This is a genomic window from Devosia ginsengisoli (assembly GCF_007859655.1).
GTDB lineage: Bacteria > Pseudomonadota > Alphaproteobacteria > Rhizobiales > Devosiaceae > Devosia > Devosia ginsengisoli.
Window position 1 is genome coordinate 2,119,234 of the sequence record NZ_CP042304.1, and the last position, 22,974, is coordinate 2,142,207.

Below are 22,974 nucleotides of genomic sequence, written 5' to 3' on the forward strand. Positions count from 1 at the left end.
TACCGCCGTCACAAGCCGCCTAAAGTCGACTTTGCCTTGGCCCCGGCGACATAGACTTCCGCTATGGCGCGATCGTCGCCCAGCGTCTGCAGCAGGAACAGTTCCTCGGCCAGCGTTTCGATCGTCGCCATGCGCAGGGCCATGGCGGGCGTAGCACCGGCATTGAGCACGACGAGATCCGCCGCATTGCCCGGCGCGATGGCGCCGATCGTACCGTCCAGCGACAGCGCACGGGCATTGCCCAAAGTCATCATGTAGAAGGAGGCGAAGGGATTGAGCCGCTGGCCGCGCAGTTGCAGCACCTTGTAGCCCTCGGCCATGGTTTCGAGCATGCCATAGCTGGTGCCACCGCCAATATCGGTCGCCACCCCGATCCGCACGCTGTGCTTGCTCAACCGTTCGCGGTCGAACAGGCCTGAGCCGAGGAACAGGTTGGAGGTGGGGCAGAACACGGCGACCGAACCGGTTTCCGCCAACACCATAGTTTCGCGGTGGTTGAGATGGATGCAGTGGCCGAGCAGGGTTTTCGGACCGAGCAGGCCATAGTCCTCATAGATGCCGGTATAGTCGGGCGAGCCTGGATAAAGCTCCATGGAATAGGTGATCTCGGCGTCGTTCTCGCTGAGATGGGTCTGCACGTAGCAATCGGGGAATTCCGCCACCAGCGCGCGGGAGGCTTCGAGCTGCGCCGGGGTGGAGGTGATGGCGAAGCGCGGCGAGATGGCATAGAGCGCCCTGCCCTCGCCGTGCCAGCGCGCGATGAGCGCCTTGCTGTCGTCATAGCCGGACTGCGCCGTATCGCAGAGCGCCTCGGGGGCGTTGCGGTCCATCATCACCTTGCCGCCGACCATGAGCATGTTGCGCTTCTCTGCCTCGCCGAAAAACGCATCGACCGAGCGCGGATGGCTGGAGCAATAGGCGACGGCCGTTGTCGTGCCATTGCGGATCAGCTCGTCATAAAAGGCGGCCGACACCGCGCCGGCATGGCCCTGCTGGCTGAATTTCTGCTCTTCCACGAACGTGTAGGTATTGAGCCATTCGAGCAGCGAACCGGCATAGGAGGCGATCATCTGGCTCTGCACATAATGCAGATGCGTATCGATGAAGCCGGGCAGGATGAGATGCGGCCGGTGGTCGATCACCTCTGCTGCGTCGTCTGGCGCGAACTCGCCCACGGCGACGATCTTGCCGCCGTCGATGGTGACGGCCCCGTCCTCGATATACCGATAGCTCGCCGCATCATCGATGGCCTGCGGCTCGCTGACGAAAGTCAGCACCCGCCCGCGCAGAATGGTCCTCGTCATTGCCCCGAGCCCTCGCGGAACCAGGCAACGAGCAGCGCCCGTTCTTCATCGGTCATTTCGGTGGCATTGCCCGGCGGCATGGCATGGGCATAGCCGGCCTGCATGGCGATGTCCCGGGCGTGATTGGCAATGGCCACGTCGTTGTCGAGGATGACATTTTTGGGCGCCTCGAACACGCCGGGCCAGACCGGCTCTGATGTGTGGCACATGGCGCAGCGGGTCTGCACGGTCAGGCTTGCGGCGGCAAAATGCTCTGCTGCCAGAAAGGGCTCGGCCGCCCGAGACGCCACCGCCTCTCCCGCCGACCCGGCGATCTTGGGTCCGGTCGAGAGCCAGGCGATGATGATGAACAGGATGACCGCCACCGCCCAGGTCCAGTGCGGATTGCCCTTCCGCGCATGGCGCGTGTTGAAATAGTGCCGGATGACGACGCCGACGAGGAAGATCAGCGAGGCGATGATCCAGTTCCACTGCGTGGCGAAGGCCAGCGGGTAGTGGCTCGACAGCATGAAGAAGATGACGGGCAGGGTCAGGTAGTTGTTATGCAGGCTCCGCTGCTTGGCGATCTTGCCATATTTGGCATCGGGCACCTTGCCCGCCTTGAGGTCGCCCACCACCACCTTCTGGTTGGGGATGATGATCATGGCCACATTGGCCGCCATGATGGTCGCGGTGAACGCGCCCATATGCAGCATGGCCGCGCGGCCGGTGAAGAGCTGCGTATAGCCCCAGCTCATCGCCACCAAAATGGCGAACAGCACCAGCATCAGCCCGGTAGTGGAGTTGCCGATGTGCGATTTGCATAAGGCATCATAGAGCACCCAGCCCAAAACAATCGAGCCTAGCGACAGCCCGATGGCCTGCCAGGCCGGCACGTCGAGCACGTTGCGGTCGATGAGGTAGATATCGGCCCCGACATAATAGATCAGCGCCATCAGCATGACGCCGGATAGCCAGGTCCAGTAGCTTTCCCATTTGAACCAGGTCAGGTGCTCGGGCAAAAACTCCGGTGCCACCAGGTATTTCTGGATGTGGTAGAAGCCGCCGCCATGCACCTGCCACTCCTCGCCATGGGCGAGCGGCGGCAGGCTCGGTGTCTTGCGCAAGCCCAGGTCGAGCGCGATGAAATAGAAGGACGAGCCGATCCAGGCGATGGCCGTGATGACATGCAGCCAGCGCACGGCAAACATCAGCCATTCATAAGCAATCGCATAATCGGGCATACGTCATCCCCTCAGTAGACCTCATGGTGAGCCTGTTCAGGTGCGCAAGTTGCGCACCGGGAACCACGAGGTCGTGCCGCTGACCGTGCCACGACCTCGTCCTTCGACAAGCTCAGGATGAGGTCTACCGGTGGTCATGAAAAGAGGCGGGCCGAGACCCGCCCCTCCAACAGATTCAAACAGCTTACGCCGGCTGTTCGACGCCTTCGACATACCAGTCCATGCTGAGCAGTTCGGCATCGGTCATGGTGACGCCTGCAGCAACGCGCTCGGCGCCGGTATTGTCGTTGATCGGGCCGGTGAAGATGTGGAACGAGCCATCGATCTGGCCGGTGCGTACCGCTTCGGCGGCAGCGACCACGTCTTCCGGCACCTTGGCGCCATAGGGGCCCATCTGCACCACGTCTTCCTTGAGGCCTTCCCAGGTGTCACCAGGCACCCAGGTGCCGGCCAGCACGGCTTCGGCGGAAGCCAGGTAATGCGGGCCCCAGTGGTCGATGATGGCGGTGAGCTGGGTGTCAGGAGCAAAGGCGCTCATGTCGGCGCCCTGGCCGAAGCCGCCGACAATGCCGCGCTCGGCGGCCACCTGCAGGGCGGCCGGGCCATCGGTATGCTGGGCGATGACGTCGATGCCCTGGTCGATCATGGCGCGAGCGGCGTCGGCTTCCTTGGCCGGGTCATTCCAGGTCGAGATATAGACCGGCTTGATCGTGGCGTCGGGATTGACCTTGCGGGCGGCCAGCACGAAGGCATTGATGCCCATCACCACTTCGGGGATCGGGAACGAGCCGATATAGCCATACTTGCCGGTCTGCGACATGTGGCCGGCAATGGTGCCGCATACGGCGCGGCCTTCATAGAAGCGCGCATTGTAGAGGCCGATATTGGGGCCGCTCATATAGCCGGTGGCATGTTCGAAGGCGACGTCGGGGAACTGGGGCGCAACCTTGACCACCGAGTCGCCAAAGCCGAAGCTGGTGGCGAAGATCAGGTTGCAGCCCTGCTGGGCCAGTTCGCGCAGCACGCGCTCGCAGTCCGGACCCTCGGGCACGTTCTCGACATAGATGGTCTCGACCTTGTCGCCGAGATGCTCCTCGACATAGAGCCGGCCCTGATTGTGGGCATAGTTATAGCCATTGTCATTGATCGAGCCGACATAGATGAAGCCGACCTTGACCTTTTCGAGCTGGGCAAAGGCCTTGCCGGCCAGCAGCGGCAGGGCCATGGCGGCACCACCGACTTTTACGAAAGTACGACGCGAAAGTGTCATTTGTTTCTCCTGGATGACATCAGTTGACTTGAGACGATCATTGCTCGCCGTCTCAATTGGTGGGCAAGAACGGCTTGCCGAGGCAGGCCGGAGCATTGGTGGACGCGTCGCGACGGAGCGAGATCAGCACCAGCACGACGACGGTTGCGATATAGGGCAGAGCGGCCCAGAGCTCGGACGGAATGACGCTCAGCACGCCACCACCCGCCTTGGCATAAAGCTCCATGGTCATGACCAGCCCGAAGAGGTAGGCCCCGGCCAGCAGGCGGAACGGCTTCCAGCTCGCGAACACCACCAAAGCCACCGCGATCCAGCCGCGCCCGGCCGTCATGCGCTCGGCCCATTGCGGGGTCAGCAGCAGCGGGAAACAGGCCCCGGCAATGCCGGCCATGGCGCCGCCGAACATGACGGCGAGATAGCGCACCCCCAGCACCGAATAGCCGATGGAATGGGCCGATTGGTCATTCTCGCCCACGGCCCGCAGGATCAGCCCGGCACGGGTCTTGTGCAGGAAATACCAGATCACCACCACCATGACGAAGGCGAAATAGACCGGGAAGGAATAGCCGAACAGCACCTTGCCAACAGGGTGGTCGGCAAGGCCGGATGGCAGCAGGGGCTGCATCAGCGTGACCGGCCGGGCCGAATAGGACGAGCCGGCCAAAGCCGAAAAGCCGGTGCCGAAAATGGTCAGCGCCAGGCCCGTCGCCGTCTGGTTGGCCGAAAGCGACAGGGTGAGAAAGCCGAAGATCAGCGAAGCGGCCATGCCGGCGGCCGCACCGGACAGCAGAGCCAGATAGGGATTGCCGGTGTGGAACTGCACGACGAAGCCGGCAATGGCGCCGATCAGCATCATGCCCTCGACGCCCAGATTGAGCACGCCGGAGCGCTCCACCACCAGTTCGCCCAAGGCGGCGATGAGGATGGGGGTCGAGGCCCCCACCACGGTGACGATTATGGCAAGCGTGAGCTCCATCTACGCCGCCTCCGCCTGTTGTTGCGGCACCACCCGCCGCAGCCGGTATTTGATGAGGATGTCGCCCGCCAGCAGGAAGAACAGCATCATCGCCTGGAAAATACCGGTCGCCGCATTGGGCAGGCCGATCGTGGTCTGCGCCACTTCCCCGCCCACAAAGGTAATGGCCAGCACCACGCCGGCAATGATCACCCCGAGCGGATTGAGCCTTCCGAGAAAGGCCACGATGATCGCGGTAAAACCATAATTGGTCGGGAAACCCGGCACCATGCGCTGGAACGGCCCGGCCACTTCGAGCACGCCCGCCAGCCCGGCCAGCGCGCCGCTGACCAGCATGGCCAGCCAGATCGTCTTGTGCTCGGAAAACCCGCCATAGCGCGCCGCATGCGGCGCCGCGCCGACCACGCGCATGCGATAGCCGAACACCGACTTGGTCATGATGAACCACGCCACCAGCCCCACCAGCACGGCTATAGGCACACCCAGATGCACGATGGTTCCGGGAATGATGGTGGGCAGCCGCGCCGCTTCGGAAAACAGCCGCGTCTGCGGAAAGCCCAGGCCCATCGGGTCCTTCCAGGGCGCGCGGATCAGATAGTAGATCAACTGCACCGAGGCATAGGTCAGCATCAGGCTGGTGAGGATTTCGTTGACGTTGAGCCTTGTCTTGAGCAAGGCGGGAATGGCGGCATAGGTCGCCCCGCCCAGCACGCCGGCCAGCACCATCAACGGCAGTATCCACCAGCCGGTCATGCCCCAGGTGAGCAAAGCCACGCCGGTTCCGGCCAGCCCACCCATGATATATTGCCCCTCGGCGCCGATATTCCACACATTGGCCCGATAGGCGATGGACAGCCCGACGCCGATGATGATCAGCGGCGCCGCCTTGACCCCGAGATCCTGCCATTTATAGGCGTTGGTCAACGGCGTCAGGAAGATTTCGCGCACCGCGCCGACGCCATTATAGCCGATCAGCGAGAAGATGATGGCGCCCACCACCATCGTGAGGGCCACGGCCGCAACAGGCGTCGCGTAGAGCATGAATTGCGAGGGCTCGCGCCGCTTCTCAAGCCGGAATTGCATCCTGCGCCTCCGTTGCCCCGTGAACCCCACCCATCAGCAGGCCGATCTCCTCCACGCTCACCTCTTTCGTGGGCCGCGCCGGTGATAACCGGCCCATATTGATGACAGCCAGCGTGTCGCAAAGCGCCCTGAGCTCGTCGAGGTCCTGGCTGATCACGACGATGGCCGAGCCGGCCGCCGCCAGGTCCACCAAGGCCTGGTGGATCGCTGCCGCCGCGCCGGCATCGACGCCCCAGGTCGGCTGGCTCACCACCAGCACGCTGGGCTTTTGCAGGATTTCCCGGCCCATAATGTATTTCTGCAAGTTCCCGCCCGACAGCGAGCCTGCCGTCGAAGCCGGACCCAGCGCCTTGACGGCGAAATCGGCGATCACCTTGCCGGTATAGGTCCGCGCGGCGCCCGAATTGATCAGCCCCATCACCACCATGCCCAGCCGGTCGCGGGCGGTGAGAACCGAATTGTCGCTCAGGGTGAAGTCGCCCACCGCGGCATGGCCGTTGCGTTCCTCGGGCACGGCACAGAGCCCGCGCTTGCGCCGCCCCGTCGTATCGAGCAGGCCCAGCGGATGGCCGTCTATGCTGACGGCATTCCTGTCATGGCTGCGGATTTCGCCGGAAAGCGCATCGAGCAAATCGTTCTGCCCATTGCCCGCCACCCCGGCAATGCCGAAGATTTCGCCTGATCGCACGGTGAAGCTGACATCATCGACCGGCACGTCGAAATGCCCGGCCTTCTGCGTCGACAGATGCGACACAACCAGCTTGGCAGGACCAAACGAGCGCCCCTCGGCGCGGGTAATGTCTTTCAGCCCGGCGCCGATCATCTTTTCGGCCATGGAGCGGCTGGTTTCCTGCCTGGGGTCGCAGGTATCGACCAGCTTGCCGCCGCGCAGGATGGTTGCCGTGTCGCATAGAGCTTTGATTTCATGCAGCTTGTGCGAAATGTAGAGGATGGAGCAGCCCTGCGCCGCCAGCTTGCGCAGCACCTCGAACAATTGCTCGACCTCCTGCGGCGTCAGCACCGAAGTCGGCTCGTCCATGATGAGCAGCTTGGGATCGAGCAACAGCGCCCGCACGATTTCGATGCGCTGGCGCTCGCCCACCGACAGGGTCGCCACCGTGCGATGCGGATCGAGCAACAGCCCATATTGCGTCATCACCGCGCGGATACGCGCTTCGAGCTCCCGCGCGGGAATCTTGGCATCCATGCCCAGCGCGATATTCTCGAGCACGGTCAGCGCCTCGAACAGCGAAAAATGCTGGAACACCATGCCGATACCGAGCCGGCGCGCCGCCTTGGGATTGGGGACCACGACGGGCTGCCCGTTCCAGCGAATTTCGCCGGCATCGGGCTGCATGATGCCATAGATCATCTTGACCAGGGTGGATTTGCCCGCCCCGTTCTCGCCCAGCAAAGCATGGATTTCGCCCGGCTTGACGGCGAAACTCACATTGTCATTGGCGAGCACGCCCGGGAAGCGTTTGGTGATACCGGTCAATTCCAGCCGATACGGCATACTAGCGTCCAATCATCACCCCCTTTGATCTGGGGGCGCGTGCCCGCGCAATCTCAGCTTCCCGCTGCCCAATGTGGACCATAATCTCAGCTGCCGCCAGTGCCGCAATAACCTCCGGCCGCTTATCCCCAAGCCCCTGCTGGCCAATGGGCAGCACCAGCCGCTCCAGCGCAAGCTCGTCGCCACCCTCGCCCTTGAACCAACTGGCAAATCTGGCGCGTTTGGTGCGGGAGCCGACCATGCCGACATAGGGCGCATCGGCCCGCGCCAGCGCTTCCTGCGCAATGAGGAAATCCAGCGCATGATCATGCGTCAAGATCACATAGGAACTGCCCTGCGGCGCCGAGCGCACCACCGCCTCCGGCATGGCGACGGCATGCGCCGCGATACCATCAGGGAGCAGGTCGAGTTCGTCCCGCCTTGTGTCGATGACCTGCAGGCGCACCGGCAGCAGCGCCAGCATCTGCGCCAGCGCCCGCCCGACATGTCCGGCGCCGAACACATAGACATGCGGCAAAGCCGCGTCTTCGTCAGCAACCCGCTTTGCCAACTGCTCCCTGATCGGCCCGTCAGCGTAGCGCAGCGACACCGCTACCCGCCCGCCGCAGCACTGGCCGATTTCCGGCCCCAGCGGCACATCCATGGCTTCTTCGGCCTGCCCATTGGCGATCAGCCGGCGGGCGTGTTCGATGACCATATATTCGAGGGCGCCGCCGCCGATGGTGCCGAACAGGCCATGGGCGCCCACCAGCATGAACGTGCCCTGTTCGCGCGGGGATGAGCCACGCACGGAGGTGAGGGTGCAGACGATGGCGTCGGGATTGGCGGCGAGGAAGGTGGTGAGGGCGGCGGGGCGGGTCATGGCAGGTCCACCTCAAGATCGGGGCCAAACCACCCCCACCCTTGATCCCTCCCCACAAGGGGGAGGGAGACGATGGCCCTTGGCACAATGGCTCCACGAGCACGGAGCAGGCTTCCCTCCCCCTTGTGGGGAGGGAGTGAGGGTGGGGGTATTGCGGCCAAGACGACCACCATCCTCACCCCCGCCCCTCCCGTTTCATCCGCTCGACGCCCATCAGCACCCGCTCGGGCGTCACGGGCGTATCGAGCCGCGGCGCCACCCGGTAATCCGCGACACTCGCCACCGCCATGCTCAGCGCCTCGACCACGCTCATGGCCAGCATCAGCGGCGGTTCACCCACCGCCTTGGAGCGGCCAATGGTCGGCTCCTTGTTCACCGACCACTCGGCGATCTTGACGTTGAAAACCGGCGGCACATCGCTCGCCAGCGGGATCTTGTAGGTCGACGGCGCCTTGGTGCGTAGCTGCCCCTTGTCGTCCCACACCAGTTCCTCTGATGTCAGCCATCCCATGCCCTGCACGAAGCCGCCCTCGATCTGGCCGATATCCACGGCCGGATTGAGCGAGCGGCCGACATCGTGGAGGATATCGACGCGATCGACGACATATTCGCCGGTCAGCGTATCGATGGTCACTTCGCTGACCGAAGCGCCATAGGCGAAATAGTAGAAGGGATGGCCGCGGCCGGTCGCACGATCCCAGTGAATTTTGGGCGTCTCGTAGAAGCCGGCCGCCGAAAGCTGCACGCGGTTGAGATAGGCCGACGCGACCAGCTCGGCGAAAGGCACGAATTTCGGCCCGGCCTGAATGCCGCCCGGCACCCATTCAACCTCGGCTTCGCTGACCTGATGCAGCTTGGCCGCATGGCGCACCAATCGTTCCTTGATCTGCCGCGCCGCATCCCAGGCCGCCATGCCGTTGAGATCGGAACCGGACGAGGCGGCAGTGGCCGAAGTATTGGGCACCTTGCCCGTACTCGTCGCCATGATCTTGACCACATCGAGCCCGACGCCGAAGGCATCGGCCAGCACCTGCGCTACCTTGATATGCAGCCCCTGTCCCATCTCGGTGCCGCCATGGCTGAGATGGATCGAGCCATCCTTATAGACATGCACCAGCGCCCCGGCCTGATTGTACCAGGTGGCGGTGAAGGAGATGCCGAACTTGACCGGCGTCAGCGCAATGCCCTTTTTCAGCACCGCGCTGCCCGCATTGTATTTGACTATGGCCGCCCGCCGCGCCTGGTAATCCGAACTGGCTTCCAGCTCATCCACCACGCGATGGACGATATTGTCCTCCACCACCTGGTGGTAGGGCGTCACATTGTCGGTGTCGGTACCGTAGAAATTAGCCTTTCTGACATCGAGCGGGTCCTTGCCCAAGGCATAGGCGATGTCTTCCAGCCAGCGCTCCGCCGCCATCATGCCCTGCGGTCCGCCAAAGCCGCGGAAGGCCGTGTTGCTGACCGTATTGGTATAGAGCGGCTCGCTCCGCACCCGCACGGCCGGGTACCAATAGGCATTGTCGGCATGGAACAAGGCCCGGTCGGTCACCGGGCCGGAAAGGTCCGACGAGAAGCCGGCGCGGGCGCCATAGACGGCATCCACCGCCTGGATTTTCCCGTCACCGTCATAGCCGACCTCGTAATCGACCACGAAATCGTGGCGCTTGCCGGTGGCCGTCATGTCGTCGTCGCGATCAGGGCGAATCTTGCAGGCGCGGTTCCACTTCTTGGCCGCCAGAGCCGCCACCGCGGCAAACAGGTTGCCCTGCGTCTCCTTGCCGCCAAAACCGCCGCCCATGCGCCGTACATTGACCGTCACGGCGTGGTGGCGAATGCCCAGCACGGCCGCCACCATCAACTGCACTTCGCTCGGATGCTGCGTCGAGGCGAAGACGGTCACGTCCTCGTCCTCGCCCGGCACGGCCATGGCGATCTGGCCTTCGAGATAGAAATGGTCCTGCCCGCCAATGGCGATGCTGCCCTTGACCCGGTGCGGCGCACCCGCCAGCCCGGCGGCCACATCGCCGCGTTCCAGCTTGAGCGGTTCGGTGACCAATGTTCCGCCCGCCGCCTGCGCCGCGCGCACATCGAGGGCATAAGGCAGGTCGCGGTATTCCACTTTGACCAGATGCACCGCCCGCCGCGCCTGGTCGCGCGTTTCGGCCACCACCGCAAACAGCGGCTGCCCCCAGAACTGCACCTTGCCCTCGGCAAAGACCGGCTCGTCATGCTTGTGGCTGGGCGAGACATCGTTCTCGCCCGGAATATCCTCGGCGGTGAGGATGCCAATGACGCCGGGGGCCGCCTTGGCAGCGGCGAAATCGACGGAGACGATCTCGGCATGCGCGCGCGTGGACAATGCCAGATAGGCATGAACCGTGCCTTCGGGCTCGATCATGTCGTCGATATATTCGGCCGTGCCGCTGACATGCTTGGGGCCGCTGTCGTGGCGGGTGGCGGTGTGAAGCGAGGCGATGGCGATGGGTGCTTCGTGCTTGTTCATGGCGCAAGTACCCCCTCCCCAGCTGCGCTAAGGCCCTTTGGGCCTAGCTTCGCTACCAGCCATTCAAGCATAGCTTTCATGGCCTCCGGTCCTAAAATCGCTCCACTGGAGCGATTTTGCCTGCGGCCGGCCCGCAGCCCCTCAAGGGGGAGGGTGAGTGCGGTGATGGCGGCAGGATAGAGCCATCGAGTGGAGCCCACCTCCCCCCTTGAGGGGGAGGCAAGCAAAGCTTGGCGCGGAGCGCCTAGCGGCGCTCGGAGGGGGGTAGTTAGCCGCAAGCGCAAGGCCATCATGCCACCTCCCGCCGCAATCTTTGCCCCTGCCCGGTGCTTTCGAGGAAGAACCGCTTGAGCAGGTTCTGTGCCGTCAGCAGGCGATAATCCGCGCTGGCCCGCATGTCCGAAATCGGCTGGTAGTCCTCGGCAAAAGCCGCAACCGCCGTGTCTACCGTGGCCTGCGTCCACGGCTTGCCCACCAAAGCCGCTTCAACCGCCTTGGCCCGTTTCGGCGTCGCCGCCATGCCACCGAAGGCGATGCGCACCGAACTCACCATGCCGTCCTTGATGGACACCCGGAACGCGCCGCATAGCGCCGAAATATCCTCTTCCCGCCGCTTGGAAATCTTGTAGCAGGCGAATTTCTCGCCATCAGGCAGCAGCGGAATGCTCACGCTCTCGACGAATTCGCCCGGCTGCCTGTCCTGCTTGCCATAGGCCAGGAAATAGTCCTCCAGCGCGATCTCGCGCCGCTGCGCGCCCTTGCGCAGCTGCAGCGTGGCCCCCAGCGCGATGAACGGCGGCGGCGTATCGCCGATGGGCGAGCCATTGGCGATATTGCCGCCAATCGTGCCCATATTGCGGATCTGCTCGCCGGCAATGCGGTTCCAGAGTTCGCCCATATCGGGGAAATTGGCCGCCACGACAGGCAGCGCTTCCGAATAGCTCACGCCCGCATGGAAGCGCACATCGCTGTCGGTCACCGTGATGCGCTTCAACTCTTCGAGGTGATTGATGAAGATCACCGGGCCGATGGCCCGCATGAACTTGGTGACCCACAGCCCCACATCGGTTGAGCCATTGACGATGGTCGCCGTGGGATTGGCCTCATAGACCGCGGCAAAATCATCGAGGCTACCAGGTACGATGATGCGATCCGCCCCCTCGCCCAGCTCGACGCGCCTGCCGTCACTGATCGTCCTGATCTTCTGCTTGAGCGCAATGCGCTCGACCCGCAGCGGATCGCCCTCGGGCCAGCCATAGGAGGAAATCGCCTTGCCGGCGCGGATGATTGGCGCATAGCCGGTGCAACGGCAGAGATTGCCCTGCAGCGCTTTCTCGATCGCCACCTGACTGGGGTCGGGATCGCGCATCCACAGGCCATAAAGGCTCATCACGAAGCCCGGTGTGCAGAAGCCGCATTGCGAGCCATGATGATCCACCATCGCCTGCTGCACGGGATGCAGATGCCCGTCCTTGCCACGCAGATGTTCGATGGTCACCACATGCGTGCCGTGCAGGCTGCCGACGAAGCGGATGCAGGCGGTCACCGAGTCATAGATGATCTCATCATCCATCAGTCGCCCGACCAGCACCGTGCAGGCGCCGCAATCGCCCTCGGCGCAGCCTTCCTTGCTGCCGCGCAGCCGACGCTCCAGCCTCAACCAGTCGAGCAGGGTCGTATCCGGCTTCACATCGGAGAGGGTGATCTCCTCGTCATTGAGGATGAAACGGATGGCGTTGGTCACCTCGGCCATCTCAGCTCCCCCGATAGGTCGAATAGGCAAAGGGGCTCACCAGCAGCGGCACGTGATAGTGCTTGTCTTCCGAGATGGTGAAACGGATCGGCACCACGTCGAGGAACGGGTTTTCGAGTTCGACGCCCAGCCGCTCGAAATACTGCCCGACATGGAAGTGGATTTCGAATTCGCCATGCTGGAACTGCTCGTCATCCAGCAGCGGCTGGTCCACCCTTCCATCGGCATTGGTATAGCTGTCGGCGATGTGGTGATTGTGGTCGCCATGCACGAACAGCAATTCGATCCGCATGCCGCGCGCCGGCTTGCCGTGCATCGTGTCCAGCACATGCGTCGTGAGGCGTCCGCTCCCCGCCATTTGCTGCTCCTTCGACATGCCGCCCAAAACTGGAACGGCACATCCAAAATACGTCCCCGGAGAATGAGACTATCGCATCAGGCCCGATGCGCAATGCTCATTTTTTACCAACTGGTCCATTTTTGTGCATCTTGTTCCACAGCACCAGACTCGTACTATTCGGCGACAACAAGACGAGAGACATTATGCGCTACCCTCGCGACATGCACGGCTACGGCCCCAATCCGCCCCAGGCCAACTGGCCCGGCGGCGCCCATGTGGCGGTGCAGTTCGTGCTCAACTACGAAGAGGGCGGCGAAAACTGCATCCTGCATGGCGATGCCAGCTCCGAAGCCTTCCTCGCCGATGTGGTGGGCGCCGCGCCCTGGCCGGGCCAGCGCCACTGGAACATCGAGTCCATGTATGAATATGGCGCCCGCGCCGGCTTCTGGCGGCTGCATCGCCTGTTCACCGAAGCCGAGCTGCCCGTCACCATCTACGGCGTCGCCACCGCCCTGATGCGCGCGCCCGCCCAGCTTGCCGCCATGCAACAGGCCGGCTGGGAGATTGCCAGCCACGGCTATAAATGGGTCGAGCACAAGGATATGCCGCCCGATGAGGAGCGCCGGCAGATTGCCGAAGCCATCCGCCTCCACACCATCGCCACCGGTGAGCGCCCACGCGGCTGGTACACCGGTCGCAGTTCGCTCAACACGGTCGATCTCGTCTCCGAGGAAGGTGGCTTCGCCTATGTCTCGGACACCTATGACGATGACCTGCCTTATTGGCGCGTGCATCAGGGTCGGCCTCAGCTCATCATCCCCTATACGCTGAGCGCCAATGACATGCGCTTTGTCACCGCCTCCGGCTTTGCCAATGGCGAAGAGTATTTCCAGTTCCTCAAGGACAGCTTTGACTGCCTCTATGCCGAAGGCCAGGCCGGCGCACCCAAGATGATGTCCATCGGCCTGCACTGCCGCCTGGTGGGCCAGCCCGGCCGCTATCAGGGGCTGAAAAGGTTTATCGACTACATCAAGGGCTTCGACAAGGTCTGGGTCCCGACCCGCCTCGCCATCGCCGAGCATTGGGCCAAGGAACACCCCTATATCGCGCCCGAAGTCATCCCCTCCGAGCTCGACAAACCCGATTTCGTCGCCCGCTACGGCTCGATCTTCGAGCATTCCCCCTGGATCGCCGAACGCACCTGGGAGGGTGAACTGGCCCCCGCCAACGACACGGCCATCGGCCTCCATTTCGCGCTCCGCAGCCAGTTCCGCATGGCCACGCCGGAAGAACGCCTTGCCGTCCTCCGTGCCCATCCCGATCTCGCCGGCAAGCTCGCCGCCGCCAAGCGGCTGACGGCGGATTCCACCGCCGAACAGGCCTCGGCCGGCCTCGACGCGCTGACCGATGCCGAGCGCGAGCGCTTCACCACGCTCAACGAACACTATGTCGAAAAATTCGGCTTCCCCTTCATCATCGCCGTGCGCGACAACACCAAGGCGTCCATCCTGGCGGCCTTCGAAAAGCGCATCGAGAACAGCGTGGCGGAGGAATTCGCCACCGCCTGCATGCAGGTGGAGCGGATTGCGCTGCTCAGGTTGCAGGTAGTATTGCCGTAACCGCCGTGTGACAGGAGGGGTCTAGTGGAAATTAGGGTTGAGGGGTGGGATCGAGTTGTAGTTGTTCGGGACATTGGTCCGTCTTCACTGGAAGACAGCGTAGCAGACGATGCGGAAGAGTACCCTTACACGGGCTCTCATATGGCCGCTGATGAGCGCGGAATAGCTATTCGATATCGAATGCAAATAGACCAAACAATGAGTGGCGGATACAAGGCAGAAATCTTTATCCCAATCTCAGAAATATTCCTGATGCTTATCAAAGTATCTGCTCACCTAACATTCTATCAATTCACTCATTACTTAAATGGCGGGACAAGAAGGGGGATAACGATGCCTTCTATGTGGAAAGGCCCAAAGCGAGAGTAACCGCCCCCAGTACCTACCCGTTCAACTCATCCCGCTCCAAACCCGCATCCGGGCTTTCGCGGAACAGGCCGAGCATCAGCGCCAGCAGGCCCAGCCACGGCATGTGGTGCTGCAGCCAGGCATGGGGCGCGATCCCGGAAGAGGCATTGAACGGGTCCATCCCCCGAGCATCGCGCGAAAGTTTGAACAATTGGTAACCCTAACAGGGCCTTAGGATCACCAGGCGTCAGGTTCGCGCACCATATGCACGATGCCCGCCGGGTTGATGAACCAGCCGCCGCGGAACCCCTCGCCGAGGTCCTCGATGGCGTCGTTCCGCACCACGCCGGCAGCGCCGAGCCGGTCGGCGGTTGCGGCGAAGTCCGGCGTGAACAGCTCCAGCCACAGCTCGGCCTGGCTGTAATTCTCCACCTTGTCGAGCCACAGCCGGTTCGGCCCATGGATGAACCCGATATTACCAGGCTTTTCCGTGAATGGTTCAAGGCCGAGCGTATCGCGATAAAACGCGACCGTCGCCTCGTACTGATGCGCCGGCACCTTCATGGCGATGTTGATGCCACCTTCGATCGATCGAGTCACCCTGCCCTCCTACTTGTAAAAGCCGTCACGCAGGTTGATGCCGTGCTCGATATAGACCTTGAGCGCGCACAGCATCCCGGTCCAGCCCTCGCAATTGCCAAAGGCTGCCTTCTGCGCGGCGGCATTGTCGCGCCAGCCGGATTCGCCAATGGTCACAAGCGTGCGGCCATCCTCGAGCGCGGCAAAACTCATGGTCACCGTCGTATCGTAGCTGCCGCCCTGGTCGGGCGAGCCATCGGCCGCGCCCCAATGCAGCACGATTTTCTCGTCCGGCACCACCTCGACCACATGCACCGGAAACGCGCCCGGAAAGTCCGCGAAATCCCAGGTCACGGTAGCCCCGGTTTCGAGACGCCCCTGCGCGCCGCCGGTGGTGAAATAGCCGCTCAACTGCTTGGGATCGACCACCGCCTCGAACACCTCATGCACCGGCTTGCTGATCCGGCCCGACACTCTGAATTCCGGCGCCACCTGGGCGCCCTTGCTTTCTGCGGCCTGCATTTTTTAACTCCATACTTGACTGCATCCACCATATGTTATAAAAATATAACATGTCAACCGAAGACGAAAACGACCTGATTTTCAAGGCTTTGAGCCACCGCACGCGGCGGCAGATTTGCGATCTGCTGAAAAGCGAGCCGCGCACGACAGGCATGTTGTGCGACCTGATGCCGGAGCTGGATCGCTGCACCGTCATGCAGCATCTGGGCGTGCTGGAAGAAGCCGGGCTCGTGGTTGCCGAGCGGCGCGGCCGCGAGCGCTGGAACCATCTCGACGCCCTGCCCATCCACGCCATCCACGAACGCTGGATCGGCCCCTACGCCGCCTATGCCACATCCATGCTGGGCAAGCTCAAGCGCCAGGTGGAAACCCCGGCCGGGGCCTGACTTGCGGCGCACCCGGCAAGGCGCTATGCGCGGGGGGATTGGAGGGCTCCCATGGTCACACTCTACGTCGCCAACAAGAACTATTCGTCCTGGTCGCTGCGCCCCTGGATACTGATGCGCGAACTCGGCATCGCCTTCGATGAACAGGTCCGCCCCTTCACCGATGGCCCCGCTTTGGCCTTTGGCGATGTCTCGCCCAGCGGCCGTTTCCCGTGCCTGGTCGATGGAGAAACCGTGGTCTGGGACTCCCTGGCCATTGCCGAATATCTGGCCGAAGCCCATCCCCAGGTCTGGCCCGCCGACAAGCAGGCCCGCGCCTTCGCCCGCTCGGCCGCAGCCGAAATGCATTCGAGCTTCCCGCATCTGCGCAATATCTGCGGCATGAATGTCGGCATTCGCGTCGAGCTCAGGGAAATCCCCGCCGGCCTTGCCACCGACATCGCCCGCCTCGATACGCTGTGGACCGAGGGGCTCACCCGCTTCGGCGGCCCCTTCCTCGCCGGCGATAAATTCACTGCCGTCGACGCCTTCTACACGGCTGTCGCCTTCCGCGTGCAGACCTACGACATCAAGCTCAGCGCCCCGGCCGCGGCCTATGCCAGGCGCCTGCTGGCCCTGCCCGCCATGCAGGATTGGTACGCAGCCGCGCTCAAGGAAACCTGGCGCAAGCAGGCCTATGAAAACGAGGCCCTTGCCGCCGGCCGCATCGTCGCCGATTATCGCCAGACCGCCTGATTTCTCCGGGATCACCATGGCCGATACACCCTATGCCACGCCGTCTGCCGGCCTGCCCCCGCAGGCCGCGCTCCATACCGGCCGCGCCGTCTTCACCGAAGCCTATGCGGTCATCCCCCATGGCGTGATGCGCGACATCGTCGCCAGCGCCCTGCCCCATTGGGACAAGACCCGGGCCTGGATCATCGCCCGGCCCATGACCGGTTTCTCCGAGACCTTTTCGCAATATATCGTGGAAGTGGCGCCCGGCGGCGGCAGCACTCGGCCCGAACCCAATGCGGCAGCCGAAGGCGTGCTTTTCGTGGTCGAGGGCGAGGCCAATCTGACCATCGAGAGCAAGCCGCATGTGCTGCGCCCCGGCGGCTACGCTTTCCTGCCCCCGGGCTGCAACTGGTCGTTCTCCAACACCGGGGAAACCCCGGTCCGCTTCCATTGGGTGCGCAAGCGCTACGAAGCGGTCGAGGGCATTGAGAAACCCACCGCCTTCGTTACCAATGAGCAGGACGAGCCCATCCGCTGGATGGCCGACACCAATGACACCTGGGGCACAACGCGCTTCGTCGATCCGACCGATTTGCGCCACGACATGCATGTCAACATCGTCACCCTGCAGCCGGGCGCGGTCATTCCCTTCGAGGAAACCCATGTCATGGAGCACGGCCTCTATGTGCTCGAAGGCAAGGCCGTCTATCGCCTCAACCGCGACTGGGTCGAGGTCGAAGCCGGCGATTTCATGTGGCTGCGCGCCTTCTGCCCACAGGCCTGCTATGCCGGCCCCAACCGCTTCCGCTACCTGCTCTACAAGGACGTCAACCGCCACGCCCGGCTGGACCTCTAGCCATGGCCAGCCTGGTTATCGAGCCCCTCTCTGCCGCCGCCTTCGCCCCCTTCGGGCAGGTGATCGAAACATCAGGCGCGCAGCACTATCCCATCAACAATGGCATGACCGAGCGCTACCACGATCTGGCGCGGATCGAACTGGGTGGCGCCCAGCCCCGCCCGCTCGTCTCCATCTTCCGCGGCCAGCCCTATGCCCTGCCGCTCAGTCTCAAGCTGGTCGAGCGCCACCCGCTGGGCAGCCAGGCCTTCTATCCGCTCTCGGCCCATCCCTGGCTGGTCATCGTGGCCGAGGACGATGGCGGCACCCCCGCCCGCCTCCGCGCGTTCCAGCCCACCATCGGCCAGGGCGTCAACATCGCCATGAACACCTGGCACGGCGTCCTCACGCCGCTGGAGGCGGCAAGCGACTTCCTCGTCGTGGATCGCGGTGGCGAGGGGAATAATCTGGAAGAATATCACTTCGATGAGCCGTGGACGGTGACGCGGTAGACCCACAGTAGCCCTCATGGTGAGCGTGTCGAACCACGAGGGCGTGGCACCATGCCTCCACTCACCCGACCTCGTGGTTCGACAAGCTCACCATGAGGTCTCAGGAGATATCCGCTACCCGTCTCGCAACCGACACAGCCCTGCGCTAGTTTAGCTGCCAACGGATGGAGAGATCGCCATGTTGCCCACGAGGCTCACTCGCTTTGCCCTGGCCCTGCTCGCTTTGCTCATGGCCGCCCCCGCCTTTGCCGAGGATGTGACCTTTACCGGCCTCGTCAGCTGGCGCGAGCGCATGGCTCTGCCACCGGATGCGGCGCTGACTGTCAACCTGGTTACAATGCCCGGCCAGCAGCGCATCACCGGCGCTCACGCCAGTCTCGGCGGCAAGGCCGGCTCGCCCATCCAGTTCACGCTCAATGTGCGTAGCGACGTCCTGGCCGGTGGCGGCAGTTTCGGCCTCGTCGCCGAAATTCGCAGCCAGGGCTATGTCATCTTCCGCAACTGGCAGCCCGTGCCGGTCGATGCGCTGATGCCGTCGGGCATCCTGATCCCGGTGGAATTCTCCCCGCCCCCGCCGCACGATCCGCCCGAACAGGTACTGCCGCCCGTCGAAGCGCCCAATCCGCTGCTCGATGTGGTCTGGACGCTGACCAGCATTGGCAGCGATCCCGTCCTCGCCGATACCGCCGTCACCTTCTCCATCGCCGCCGATCATCGCGCCGGCGGCAATGGCGGCTGCAACAACTATTTCACCGAAGCCAGTTTCGAAGGTCCGCCCCTGAGCTTCGGACCCGTCGCCGGCACCCGCCGGGCCTGCGCCCCCGATATCATGACGCAGGAAGCCCGCTTCTTCGCCGCCCTCGCCGCCACCAGGGGCTACGAGCTGGCCGGCAACGGCCTCCAGCTCGTCGACGCCGCAGGCGTGGCGCTAGCCGGACTGGTGCAGACGCCCTGACGCTTAGGCAAACGACGCCGCGACCGTCAAAAAGCTGAGGGCAAGGGCGAAAAGCGCGGTGAGAAGAAGCTGGGACATCGGGTTTCGATCCGCATGGCGTTGACGCTGGCCACCGCCTTAGCCGCCACGCATTGAACGCAGCGGGAATGCCCCGTTAATTTCCCATTCAGCCGGCGCGCCTGCATGCCAGCCATGCCCGGTCGAACCAAACCGCACGCCGCGCGTTGCATCAGGGTAATTTCCCCGCAGAAGGTCCCCCCGATGGCGCAGATCGATGCCGTTGCCCCCCCTTGCCATTCCCCAATTGGCCATTTTCACCGATTTCGACGGCACGCTGGTCGAGATCGCCGAAACCCCCGATGCCGTCGAGGTGCCCGACACTTTGGCGAACCAGCTCGAACGCGCCGTGCGCGAGCTCGACAGCGCCTTTGCCGTGCTGACCGGTCGCGAGATCGCCGATATCGACCGCTACCTGGCCCCGCTACACCTGCCCATAGCCGGCGCCCATGGCACCCAGCGCCGCCGTGCCGATGGCGTGGTGGAAACCATAGACCCTGCCGCCATTATCGGCGCTGAGGAGATCGCCCATGCCGTCTCCCCGCTGGTCGTGGCCAATCCGGGCCTGCTGCTGGAAACCAAGGAAGGCGCTGTCGCCCTGCATTACCGCCAGGCGCCCGAACTCGAAGACGCCGTGCGCATTGCCATGGAAGAAGCGGTGCACAGCGTCACCGATTTCACCCTGGTCGATGGCAAGATGGTGCTCGAAGCCCGTCCCCGCGCCGCCAGCAAGGGTCAGGCCCTGCGCGCCTTCATGCGCGAGGAACCCTTTCTCGGCCGCACGCCGATTTTCATCGGCGACGACACCACCGACGAGGATGCCTTCATCGCGGCCCAGGACCTGGGCGGCGTCGGCATCAAGCTGGGCGAAGGCGACACCGCTGCGCGCATGCGCATCGCCAATGTGGCCTCCGTCCACGCCCTCATCCAGGGTCTGGGCGATATCGCGGCGCGCGACCGTGTCCTGACCAATTGACTGGAGTGACCGGGGGCACCGCATGAGCCGTATCATCATCGTATCCAACCGAACGCCGGGCAAGGGCCCGGCGGCTGGCGGCCTGGCCGTCGCCCTGCGCGACACGCTGGCCGCCCGCGAGGGCTTCTGGTTCGGCTGGTCCGGCAAGCTGGTGGACGAACCATCCCCCAAGGCCAAATTCGATTCCATCGACGGCCTCTCGGTCGCCCAGGTCGACCTCACCCGCGAGGATTACCAGGCCTATTATGCCGGTTTTTCCAATTCCATCCTCTGGCCCAGCTTCCACCTGCGGCTCGACCTCGCCACCATCGAGGCGCATTGGTATGAGGGCTATCGCCGCGTCAACACCCAGTTCGCCCGCGCGCTGCTGCCTTTGCTCAAGCCCGACGACATCATCTGGGTGCATGATTATCACCTGATCCCGCTGGCCAGCGAATTGCGTCAGCTCGGCGCCCGCAACCGCATCGGCTTCTACCTGCACATCCCCTTCCCGACGTCAGACGCGCTCTACGCCATTCCGCACCATCAGGAATTGATGCGCGACCTGTCGCGCTACGATCTCGTCGGCATGCAGGCCAACCGGGACGTGACCGCCTTTACCGAATTCGCCGAACATCAGGCGCCCTCCACCCTGGCCGGCTCGCCCCTCAAATCGGTGGATTTCGGCCGCACCGAAGTCGCTGCCTTCCCCATCGGGTCCGATCCCGATGCCTTTGCCCGCCTCGCCGCCAGCCCCGCCGCCATCAAGATGATCAAGCGCATGGAGCGCTCGCTGAACGGCCAGCAACTGATCCTGGGCGTCGACCGGCTCGATTATTCCAAGGGCCTGCCGCAGCGCGTCGAGGCTTATGAAAAGCTGCTGGCCAACAACACGCGGTTCCGCCGCGAAGTTCACATGCTGCAGGTCGCTCCGCCCTCACGCGACAGCATCAAGGAATACAAGCAGACCAGCGACGAACTGGACGCCATTTGCGGCCGCGTCATGGGGCGCTTTGCCGAACCCGACTGGCAGCCCCTGACCTATGTCAAGCGCGCCTATGGCCAGCCCAGCCTCGCCGGTCTCTATCGCCTCGCCCGCGTCGGCCTCGTCACCCCCCTGCGCGACGGCATGAACCTGGTCGCCCACGAATATATCGGCGCCCAGGACCCCGCCGATCCCGGCGTGCTGATCCTGTCGCGCTTCGCCGGCGCCGCCGAGATTTTCGAGGACGCCATCCTGGTCAATCCCTTCGACACCGACGAGACCGCCGAAGCCCTGCGCATGGCGCTGGACATGGACCTGCCCGAGCGCCAGCGCCGCTGGCAGCGCCTGATGAAAGCGGCGAAGAAACACAATGTCGAAGACTGGTCCAAAGCCTTCCTCGACCGCCTGGCCCCGGCATCCACGGCCGGGACGGGAACGCGGGATATCCTGTACCTGGCCTCGGTGGCCTGAGGGCTCTCCCCTCTCCCCTTGAGGGAGAGGGCGGCAATTTCTTCGTTCAGAAGAAATTGCCGGGTGAGGGGTCCTGCGCTATCCCATGCTTCAATGTCGGCGGATAGCGCAGGACCCCTCATCCGCCCCTTCGGGGCACCTTCTCCCTCAAGGGGAGAAGGGGAACCACCCCTTACCAAACCGTCATCCACCTCTCCCCCTTGTAACGCCCATTTCCCACTCTCGTGCGTTATCACCCGATCACGCCGCCGGTGTTGAGCGGACCTGTCCGATCCGGCCATCCGAAAGGGGATACGAGATGAAAATGAACCGCCGCACCGCCTTCAAGGCCGTCGCCGTCACCGCTTCGGGCGGCTTGCTGATGAGCCAGCGGGCCTTTGCCCAGGAAGCCGGCGTCAGCGCCAGCCAGACATCAGCTCTGCTGCAGGGCGCCGATGTCTGCGCCATCATCCCTGAAGTCACCGAAGGCCCCTATTACTTCGACCCCGCCATGGAACGAACCGATATCACCGAAGGCCGCCCCGGCATTCCCATGCGCGTCCGCCTGCAGGTGGTCGATGCCGCCTGCGTGGCCATGCCGGGTGCCCGCGTCGATATCTGGCATTGCGACGCGACCGGCGTCTATTCCGGCTATGCCAATCAGGGCGATGACGGCTCGGTCGATACGAGTGGCGAAACCTTCATGCGCGGCACCCAGTTTGCCGACGACAACGGCATTGTCGAATTCGAAAGCGTCTATCCGAGCTGGTATCGTGGCCGCACCACCCATGTGCATTTCAAGGTCTTCCTCGACGAGACCAATATCCTCACCGGCCAGATCTTCTTCCCCGATGCCTTGAGCGAATACATCTATCTCAACGTCGCGCCCTACAATGACCGCGCCAGCCAGCGCGACACGCTCAACGCCAATGACGGCATCGCGCAGCAATCGACCCGCGCCGCCTTCGCCTTCATCAAGGAACTGGACGAGGAATATCTCGTCGCCATGATCGTCGGCGTCGATCCGGCCGCGCAATCGGCCGTCGGCTTCTCCATGGGCGCCCCTGGCGGCGACCGCCCCGAGCCGCCTCAAGGCGGCACGCCACCCGAAGGCGGCCCCACCGGCTCAGCCGATCGCACCACGATGACTCCACCGGTCAAGGGGCTTTAAGCTCTTCCACCGGCTACCCCTCTCCCCTTGCGGGAGAGGGTGGTTTTCCG

Annotated in this window: 22 protein-coding genes; 9 read left to right on the plus strand and 13 right to left on the minus strand. The window is 63.7% G+C overall.

From position 1 onward, the window contains the following. Positions 1 to 8: 8 nt before the first annotated feature. The 10 genes from guaD to uraH form a co-directional block, all read right to left on the minus strand. The gene (gene guaD / locus FPZ08_RS10375; RefSeq protein WP_146289947.1) at positions 9 to 1,304 is read right to left on the minus strand and encodes a guanine deaminase; all 1,296 of its coding nucleotides are present in this window, start codon (positions 1,302 to 1,304) and stop codon (positions 9 to 11) included. Beyond that, positions 1,301 to 2,527, minus strand: a complete 1,227-nt coding sequence (locus tag FPZ08_RS10380) for a urate hydroxylase PuuD (protein WP_146289948.1) — start codon at positions 2,525 to 2,527, stop codon at positions 1,301 to 1,303. Before FPZ08_RS10380 ends, guaD begins: the two co-directional genes overlap by 4 nt. Before the next feature lie 184 nt (positions 2,528 to 2,711). Further along, the gene (locus tag FPZ08_RS10385; protein WP_146289949.1) at positions 2,712 to 3,797 is read right to left on the minus strand and encodes a BMP family ABC transporter substrate-binding protein; all 1,086 of its coding nucleotides are present in this window, start codon (positions 3,795 to 3,797) and stop codon (positions 2,712 to 2,714) included. A 52-nt stretch (positions 3,798 to 3,849) separates the two neighbouring features. Next, positions 3,850 to 4,773, minus strand: coding sequence for an ABC transporter permease (locus tag FPZ08_RS10390; RefSeq protein ID WP_146289950.1), 924 nt, complete (start codon positions 4,771 to 4,773; stop codon positions 3,850 to 3,852). Then, complete coding sequence (locus FPZ08_RS10395) at positions 4,774 to 5,856, minus strand: ABC transporter permease (protein ID WP_146289951.1); 1,083 nt, start codon at positions 5,854 to 5,856, stop codon at positions 4,774 to 4,776. It lies immediately after the preceding gene. After that, complete coding sequence (locus tag FPZ08_RS10400; protein ID WP_146289952.1) at positions 5,840 to 7,372, minus strand: ABC transporter ATP-binding protein; 1,533 nt, start codon at positions 7,370 to 7,372, stop codon at positions 5,840 to 5,842. Before FPZ08_RS10400 ends, FPZ08_RS10395 begins: the two co-directional genes overlap by 17 nt. 1 nt (position 7,373) lies before the next feature. Further along, the gene (xdhC, locus tag FPZ08_RS10405; RefSeq protein ID WP_146289953.1) at positions 7,374 to 8,234 is read right to left on the minus strand and encodes a xanthine dehydrogenase accessory protein XdhC; all 861 of its coding nucleotides are present in this window, start codon (positions 8,232 to 8,234) and stop codon (positions 7,374 to 7,376) included. A 175-nt stretch (positions 8,235 to 8,409) separates the two neighbouring features. Then, a complete protein-coding gene (gene xdhB / locus FPZ08_RS10410) occupies positions 8,410 to 10,740 on the minus strand; it encodes a xanthine dehydrogenase molybdopterin binding subunit (protein ID WP_146289954.1) in 2,331 nt (776 codons plus the stop codon). Positions 10,741 to 11,029: 289 nt separating this feature from the next. Then, the gene (gene xdhA, locus FPZ08_RS10415; RefSeq protein WP_146289955.1) at positions 11,030 to 12,493 is read right to left on the minus strand and encodes a xanthine dehydrogenase small subunit; all 1,464 of its coding nucleotides are present in this window, start codon (positions 12,491 to 12,493) and stop codon (positions 11,030 to 11,032) included. A gap of 1 nt (position 12,494) precedes the next feature. Next, a complete protein-coding gene (gene uraH / locus FPZ08_RS10420; protein ID WP_146289956.1) occupies positions 12,495 to 12,851 on the minus strand; it encodes a hydroxyisourate hydrolase in 357 nt (118 codons plus the stop codon). A 185-nt stretch (positions 12,852 to 13,036) separates the two neighbouring features. On the opposite strand from uraH, the gene puuE reads away from it, so the two are divergent. Next, positions 13,037 to 14,452 carry an allantoinase PuuE gene (gene puuE / locus FPZ08_RS10425; protein ID WP_146289957.1) on the plus strand — a complete coding sequence of 472 codons (1,416 nt, stop codon included), beginning with the start codon at positions 13,037 to 13,039 and terminating at the stop codon, positions 14,450 to 14,452. A gap of 382 nt (positions 14,453 to 14,834) precedes the next feature. Here puuE and FPZ08_RS21935 read toward each other — a convergent pair whose 3' ends face one another. The 3 genes from FPZ08_RS21935 to FPZ08_RS10435 are packed head-to-tail and all read right to left on the minus strand — an operon-like array spanning position 14,835 to position 15,901. Further along, positions 14,835 to 15,011 carry a hypothetical protein gene (locus FPZ08_RS21935; RefSeq protein ID WP_186767296.1) on the minus strand — a complete coding sequence of 59 codons (177 nt, stop codon included), beginning with the start codon at positions 15,009 to 15,011 and terminating at the stop codon, positions 14,835 to 14,837. A gap of 26 nt (positions 15,012 to 15,037) precedes the next feature. Further along, positions 15,038 to 15,400 (minus strand): VOC family protein, encoded by a 363-nt coding sequence (locus tag FPZ08_RS10430; protein WP_146289958.1) that lies wholly within the window; start codon positions 15,398 to 15,400, stop codon positions 15,038 to 15,040. A gap of 9 nt (positions 15,401 to 15,409) precedes the next feature. Beyond that, entirely contained in the window at positions 15,410 to 15,901 is a 492-nt protein-coding gene (locus FPZ08_RS10435) for an SRPBCC family protein (RefSeq protein ID WP_425457585.1), read from the minus strand. A 50-nt stretch (positions 15,902 to 15,951) separates the two neighbouring features. Here FPZ08_RS10435 and FPZ08_RS10440 point away from each other — a divergent pair, with 50 nt between their 5' ends. The 8 genes from FPZ08_RS10440 (at position 15,952) to FPZ08_RS10475 (ending at position 22,924) form a co-directional block, all read left to right on the plus strand. Then, positions 15,952 to 16,287, plus strand: coding sequence for an ArsR/SmtB family transcription factor (locus tag FPZ08_RS10440; RefSeq protein WP_146289959.1), 336 nt, complete (start codon positions 15,952 to 15,954; stop codon positions 16,285 to 16,287). Positions 16,288 to 16,338: 51 nt separating this feature from the next. Further along, entirely contained in the window at positions 16,339 to 17,022 is a 684-nt protein-coding gene (locus tag FPZ08_RS10445) for a glutathione S-transferase (RefSeq protein ID WP_146289960.1), read from the plus strand. Between the two features lie 16 nt (positions 17,023 to 17,038). After that, positions 17,039 to 17,860 carry a bifunctional allantoicase/(S)-ureidoglycine aminohydrolase gene (locus FPZ08_RS10450; protein ID WP_146289961.1) on the plus strand — a complete coding sequence of 274 codons (822 nt, stop codon included), beginning with the start codon at positions 17,039 to 17,041 and terminating at the stop codon, positions 17,858 to 17,860. 2 nt (positions 17,861 to 17,862) lie between these two features. After that, a complete protein-coding gene (locus FPZ08_RS10455) occupies positions 17,863 to 18,351 on the plus strand; it encodes an ureidoglycolate lyase (RefSeq protein ID WP_146289962.1) in 489 nt (162 codons plus the stop codon). A 178-nt stretch (positions 18,352 to 18,529) separates the two neighbouring features. Continuing rightward, positions 18,530 to 19,306, plus strand: coding sequence for an META domain-containing protein (locus tag FPZ08_RS10460; RefSeq protein WP_146289963.1), 777 nt, complete (start codon positions 18,530 to 18,532; stop codon positions 19,304 to 19,306). Between the two features lie 274 nt (positions 19,307 to 19,580). Beyond that, a complete protein-coding gene (gene otsB, locus FPZ08_RS10465; RefSeq protein ID WP_146289964.1) occupies positions 19,581 to 20,339 on the plus strand; it encodes a trehalose-phosphatase in 759 nt (252 codons plus the stop codon). A gap of 22 nt (positions 20,340 to 20,361) precedes the next feature. Beyond that, complete coding sequence (locus FPZ08_RS10470) at positions 20,362 to 21,774, plus strand: alpha,alpha-trehalose-phosphate synthase (UDP-forming) (RefSeq protein ID WP_146289965.1); 1,413 nt, start codon at positions 20,362 to 20,364, stop codon at positions 21,772 to 21,774. Positions 21,775 to 22,078: 304 nt separating this feature from the next. After that, positions 22,079 to 22,924, plus strand: a complete 846-nt coding sequence (locus FPZ08_RS10475) for an intradiol ring-cleavage dioxygenase (RefSeq protein ID WP_246132852.1) — start codon at positions 22,079 to 22,081, stop codon at positions 22,922 to 22,924. The last annotated feature ends 50 nt before the right edge of the window (positions 22,925 to 22,974 follow it).

Bases quoted from the DNA above. Each gene is read 5' to 3' on its own strand.
- guaD (WP_146289947.1), bottom strand. From the start codon at position 1,304: ATGACGAGGACCATTCTGCGCGGGCGGGTGCTGACTTTCGTCAGCGAG.
- FPZ08_RS10380 (WP_146289948.1), bottom strand. From the start codon at position 2,527: ATGCCCGATTATGCGATTGCTTATGAATGGCTGATGTTTGCCGTGCGC.
- FPZ08_RS10385 (WP_146289949.1), bottom strand. From the start codon at position 3,797: ATGACACTTTCGCGTCGTACTTTCGTAAAAGTCGGTGGTGCCGCCATG.
- FPZ08_RS10390 (WP_146289950.1), bottom strand. From the start codon at position 4,773: ATGGAGCTCACGCTTGCCATAATCGTCACCGTGGTGGGGGCCTCGACC.
- FPZ08_RS10395 (WP_146289951.1), bottom strand. From the start codon at position 5,856: ATGCAATTCCGGCTTGAGAAGCGGCGCGAGCCCTCGCAATTCATGCTC.
- FPZ08_RS10400 (WP_146289952.1), bottom strand. From the start codon at position 7,372: ATGCCGTATCGGCTGGAATTGACCGGTATCACCAAACGCTTCCCGGGC.
- xdhC (WP_146289953.1), bottom strand. From the start codon at position 8,234: ATGACCCGCCCCGCCGCCCTCACCACCTTCCTCGCCGCCAATCCCGAC.
- xdhB (WP_146289954.1), bottom strand. From the start codon at position 10,740: ATGAACAAGCACGAAGCACCCATCGCCATCGCCTCGCTTCACACCGCC.
- xdhA (WP_146289955.1), bottom strand. From the start codon at position 12,493: ATGGCCGAGGTGACCAACGCCATCCGTTTCATCCTCAATGACGAGGAG.
- uraH (WP_146289956.1), bottom strand. From the start codon at position 12,851: ATGGCGGGGAGCGGACGCCTCACGACGCATGTGCTGGACACGATGCAC.
- puuE (WP_146289957.1), top strand. From the start codon at position 13,037: ATGCGCTACCCTCGCGACATGCACGGCTACGGCCCCAATCCGCCCCAG.
- FPZ08_RS10435 (WP_425457585.1), bottom strand. From the start codon at position 15,901: ATGCAGGCCGCAGAAAGCAAGGGCGCCCAGGTGGCGCCGGAATTCAGA.
- FPZ08_RS10440 (WP_146289959.1), top strand. From the start codon at position 15,952: ATGTCAACCGAAGACGAAAACGACCTGATTTTCAAGGCTTTGAGCCAC.
- FPZ08_RS10445 (WP_146289960.1), top strand. From the start codon at position 16,339: ATGGTCACACTCTACGTCGCCAACAAGAACTATTCGTCCTGGTCGCTG.
- FPZ08_RS10450 (WP_146289961.1), top strand. From the start codon at position 17,039: ATGGCCGATACACCCTATGCCACGCCGTCTGCCGGCCTGCCCCCGCAG.
- FPZ08_RS10455 (WP_146289962.1), top strand. From the start codon at position 17,863: ATGGCCAGCCTGGTTATCGAGCCCCTCTCTGCCGCCGCCTTCGCCCCC.
- FPZ08_RS10460 (WP_146289963.1), top strand. From the start codon at position 18,530: ATGTTGCCCACGAGGCTCACTCGCTTTGCCCTGGCCCTGCTCGCTTTG.
- otsB (WP_146289964.1), top strand. From the start codon at position 19,581: ATGCCGTTGCCCCCCCTTGCCATTCCCCAATTGGCCATTTTCACCGAT.
- FPZ08_RS10470 (WP_146289965.1), top strand. From the start codon at position 20,362: ATGAGCCGTATCATCATCGTATCCAACCGAACGCCGGGCAAGGGCCCG.
- FPZ08_RS10475 (WP_246132852.1), top strand. From the start codon at position 22,079: ATGAACCGCCGCACCGCCTTCAAGGCCGTCGCCGTCACCGCTTCGGGC.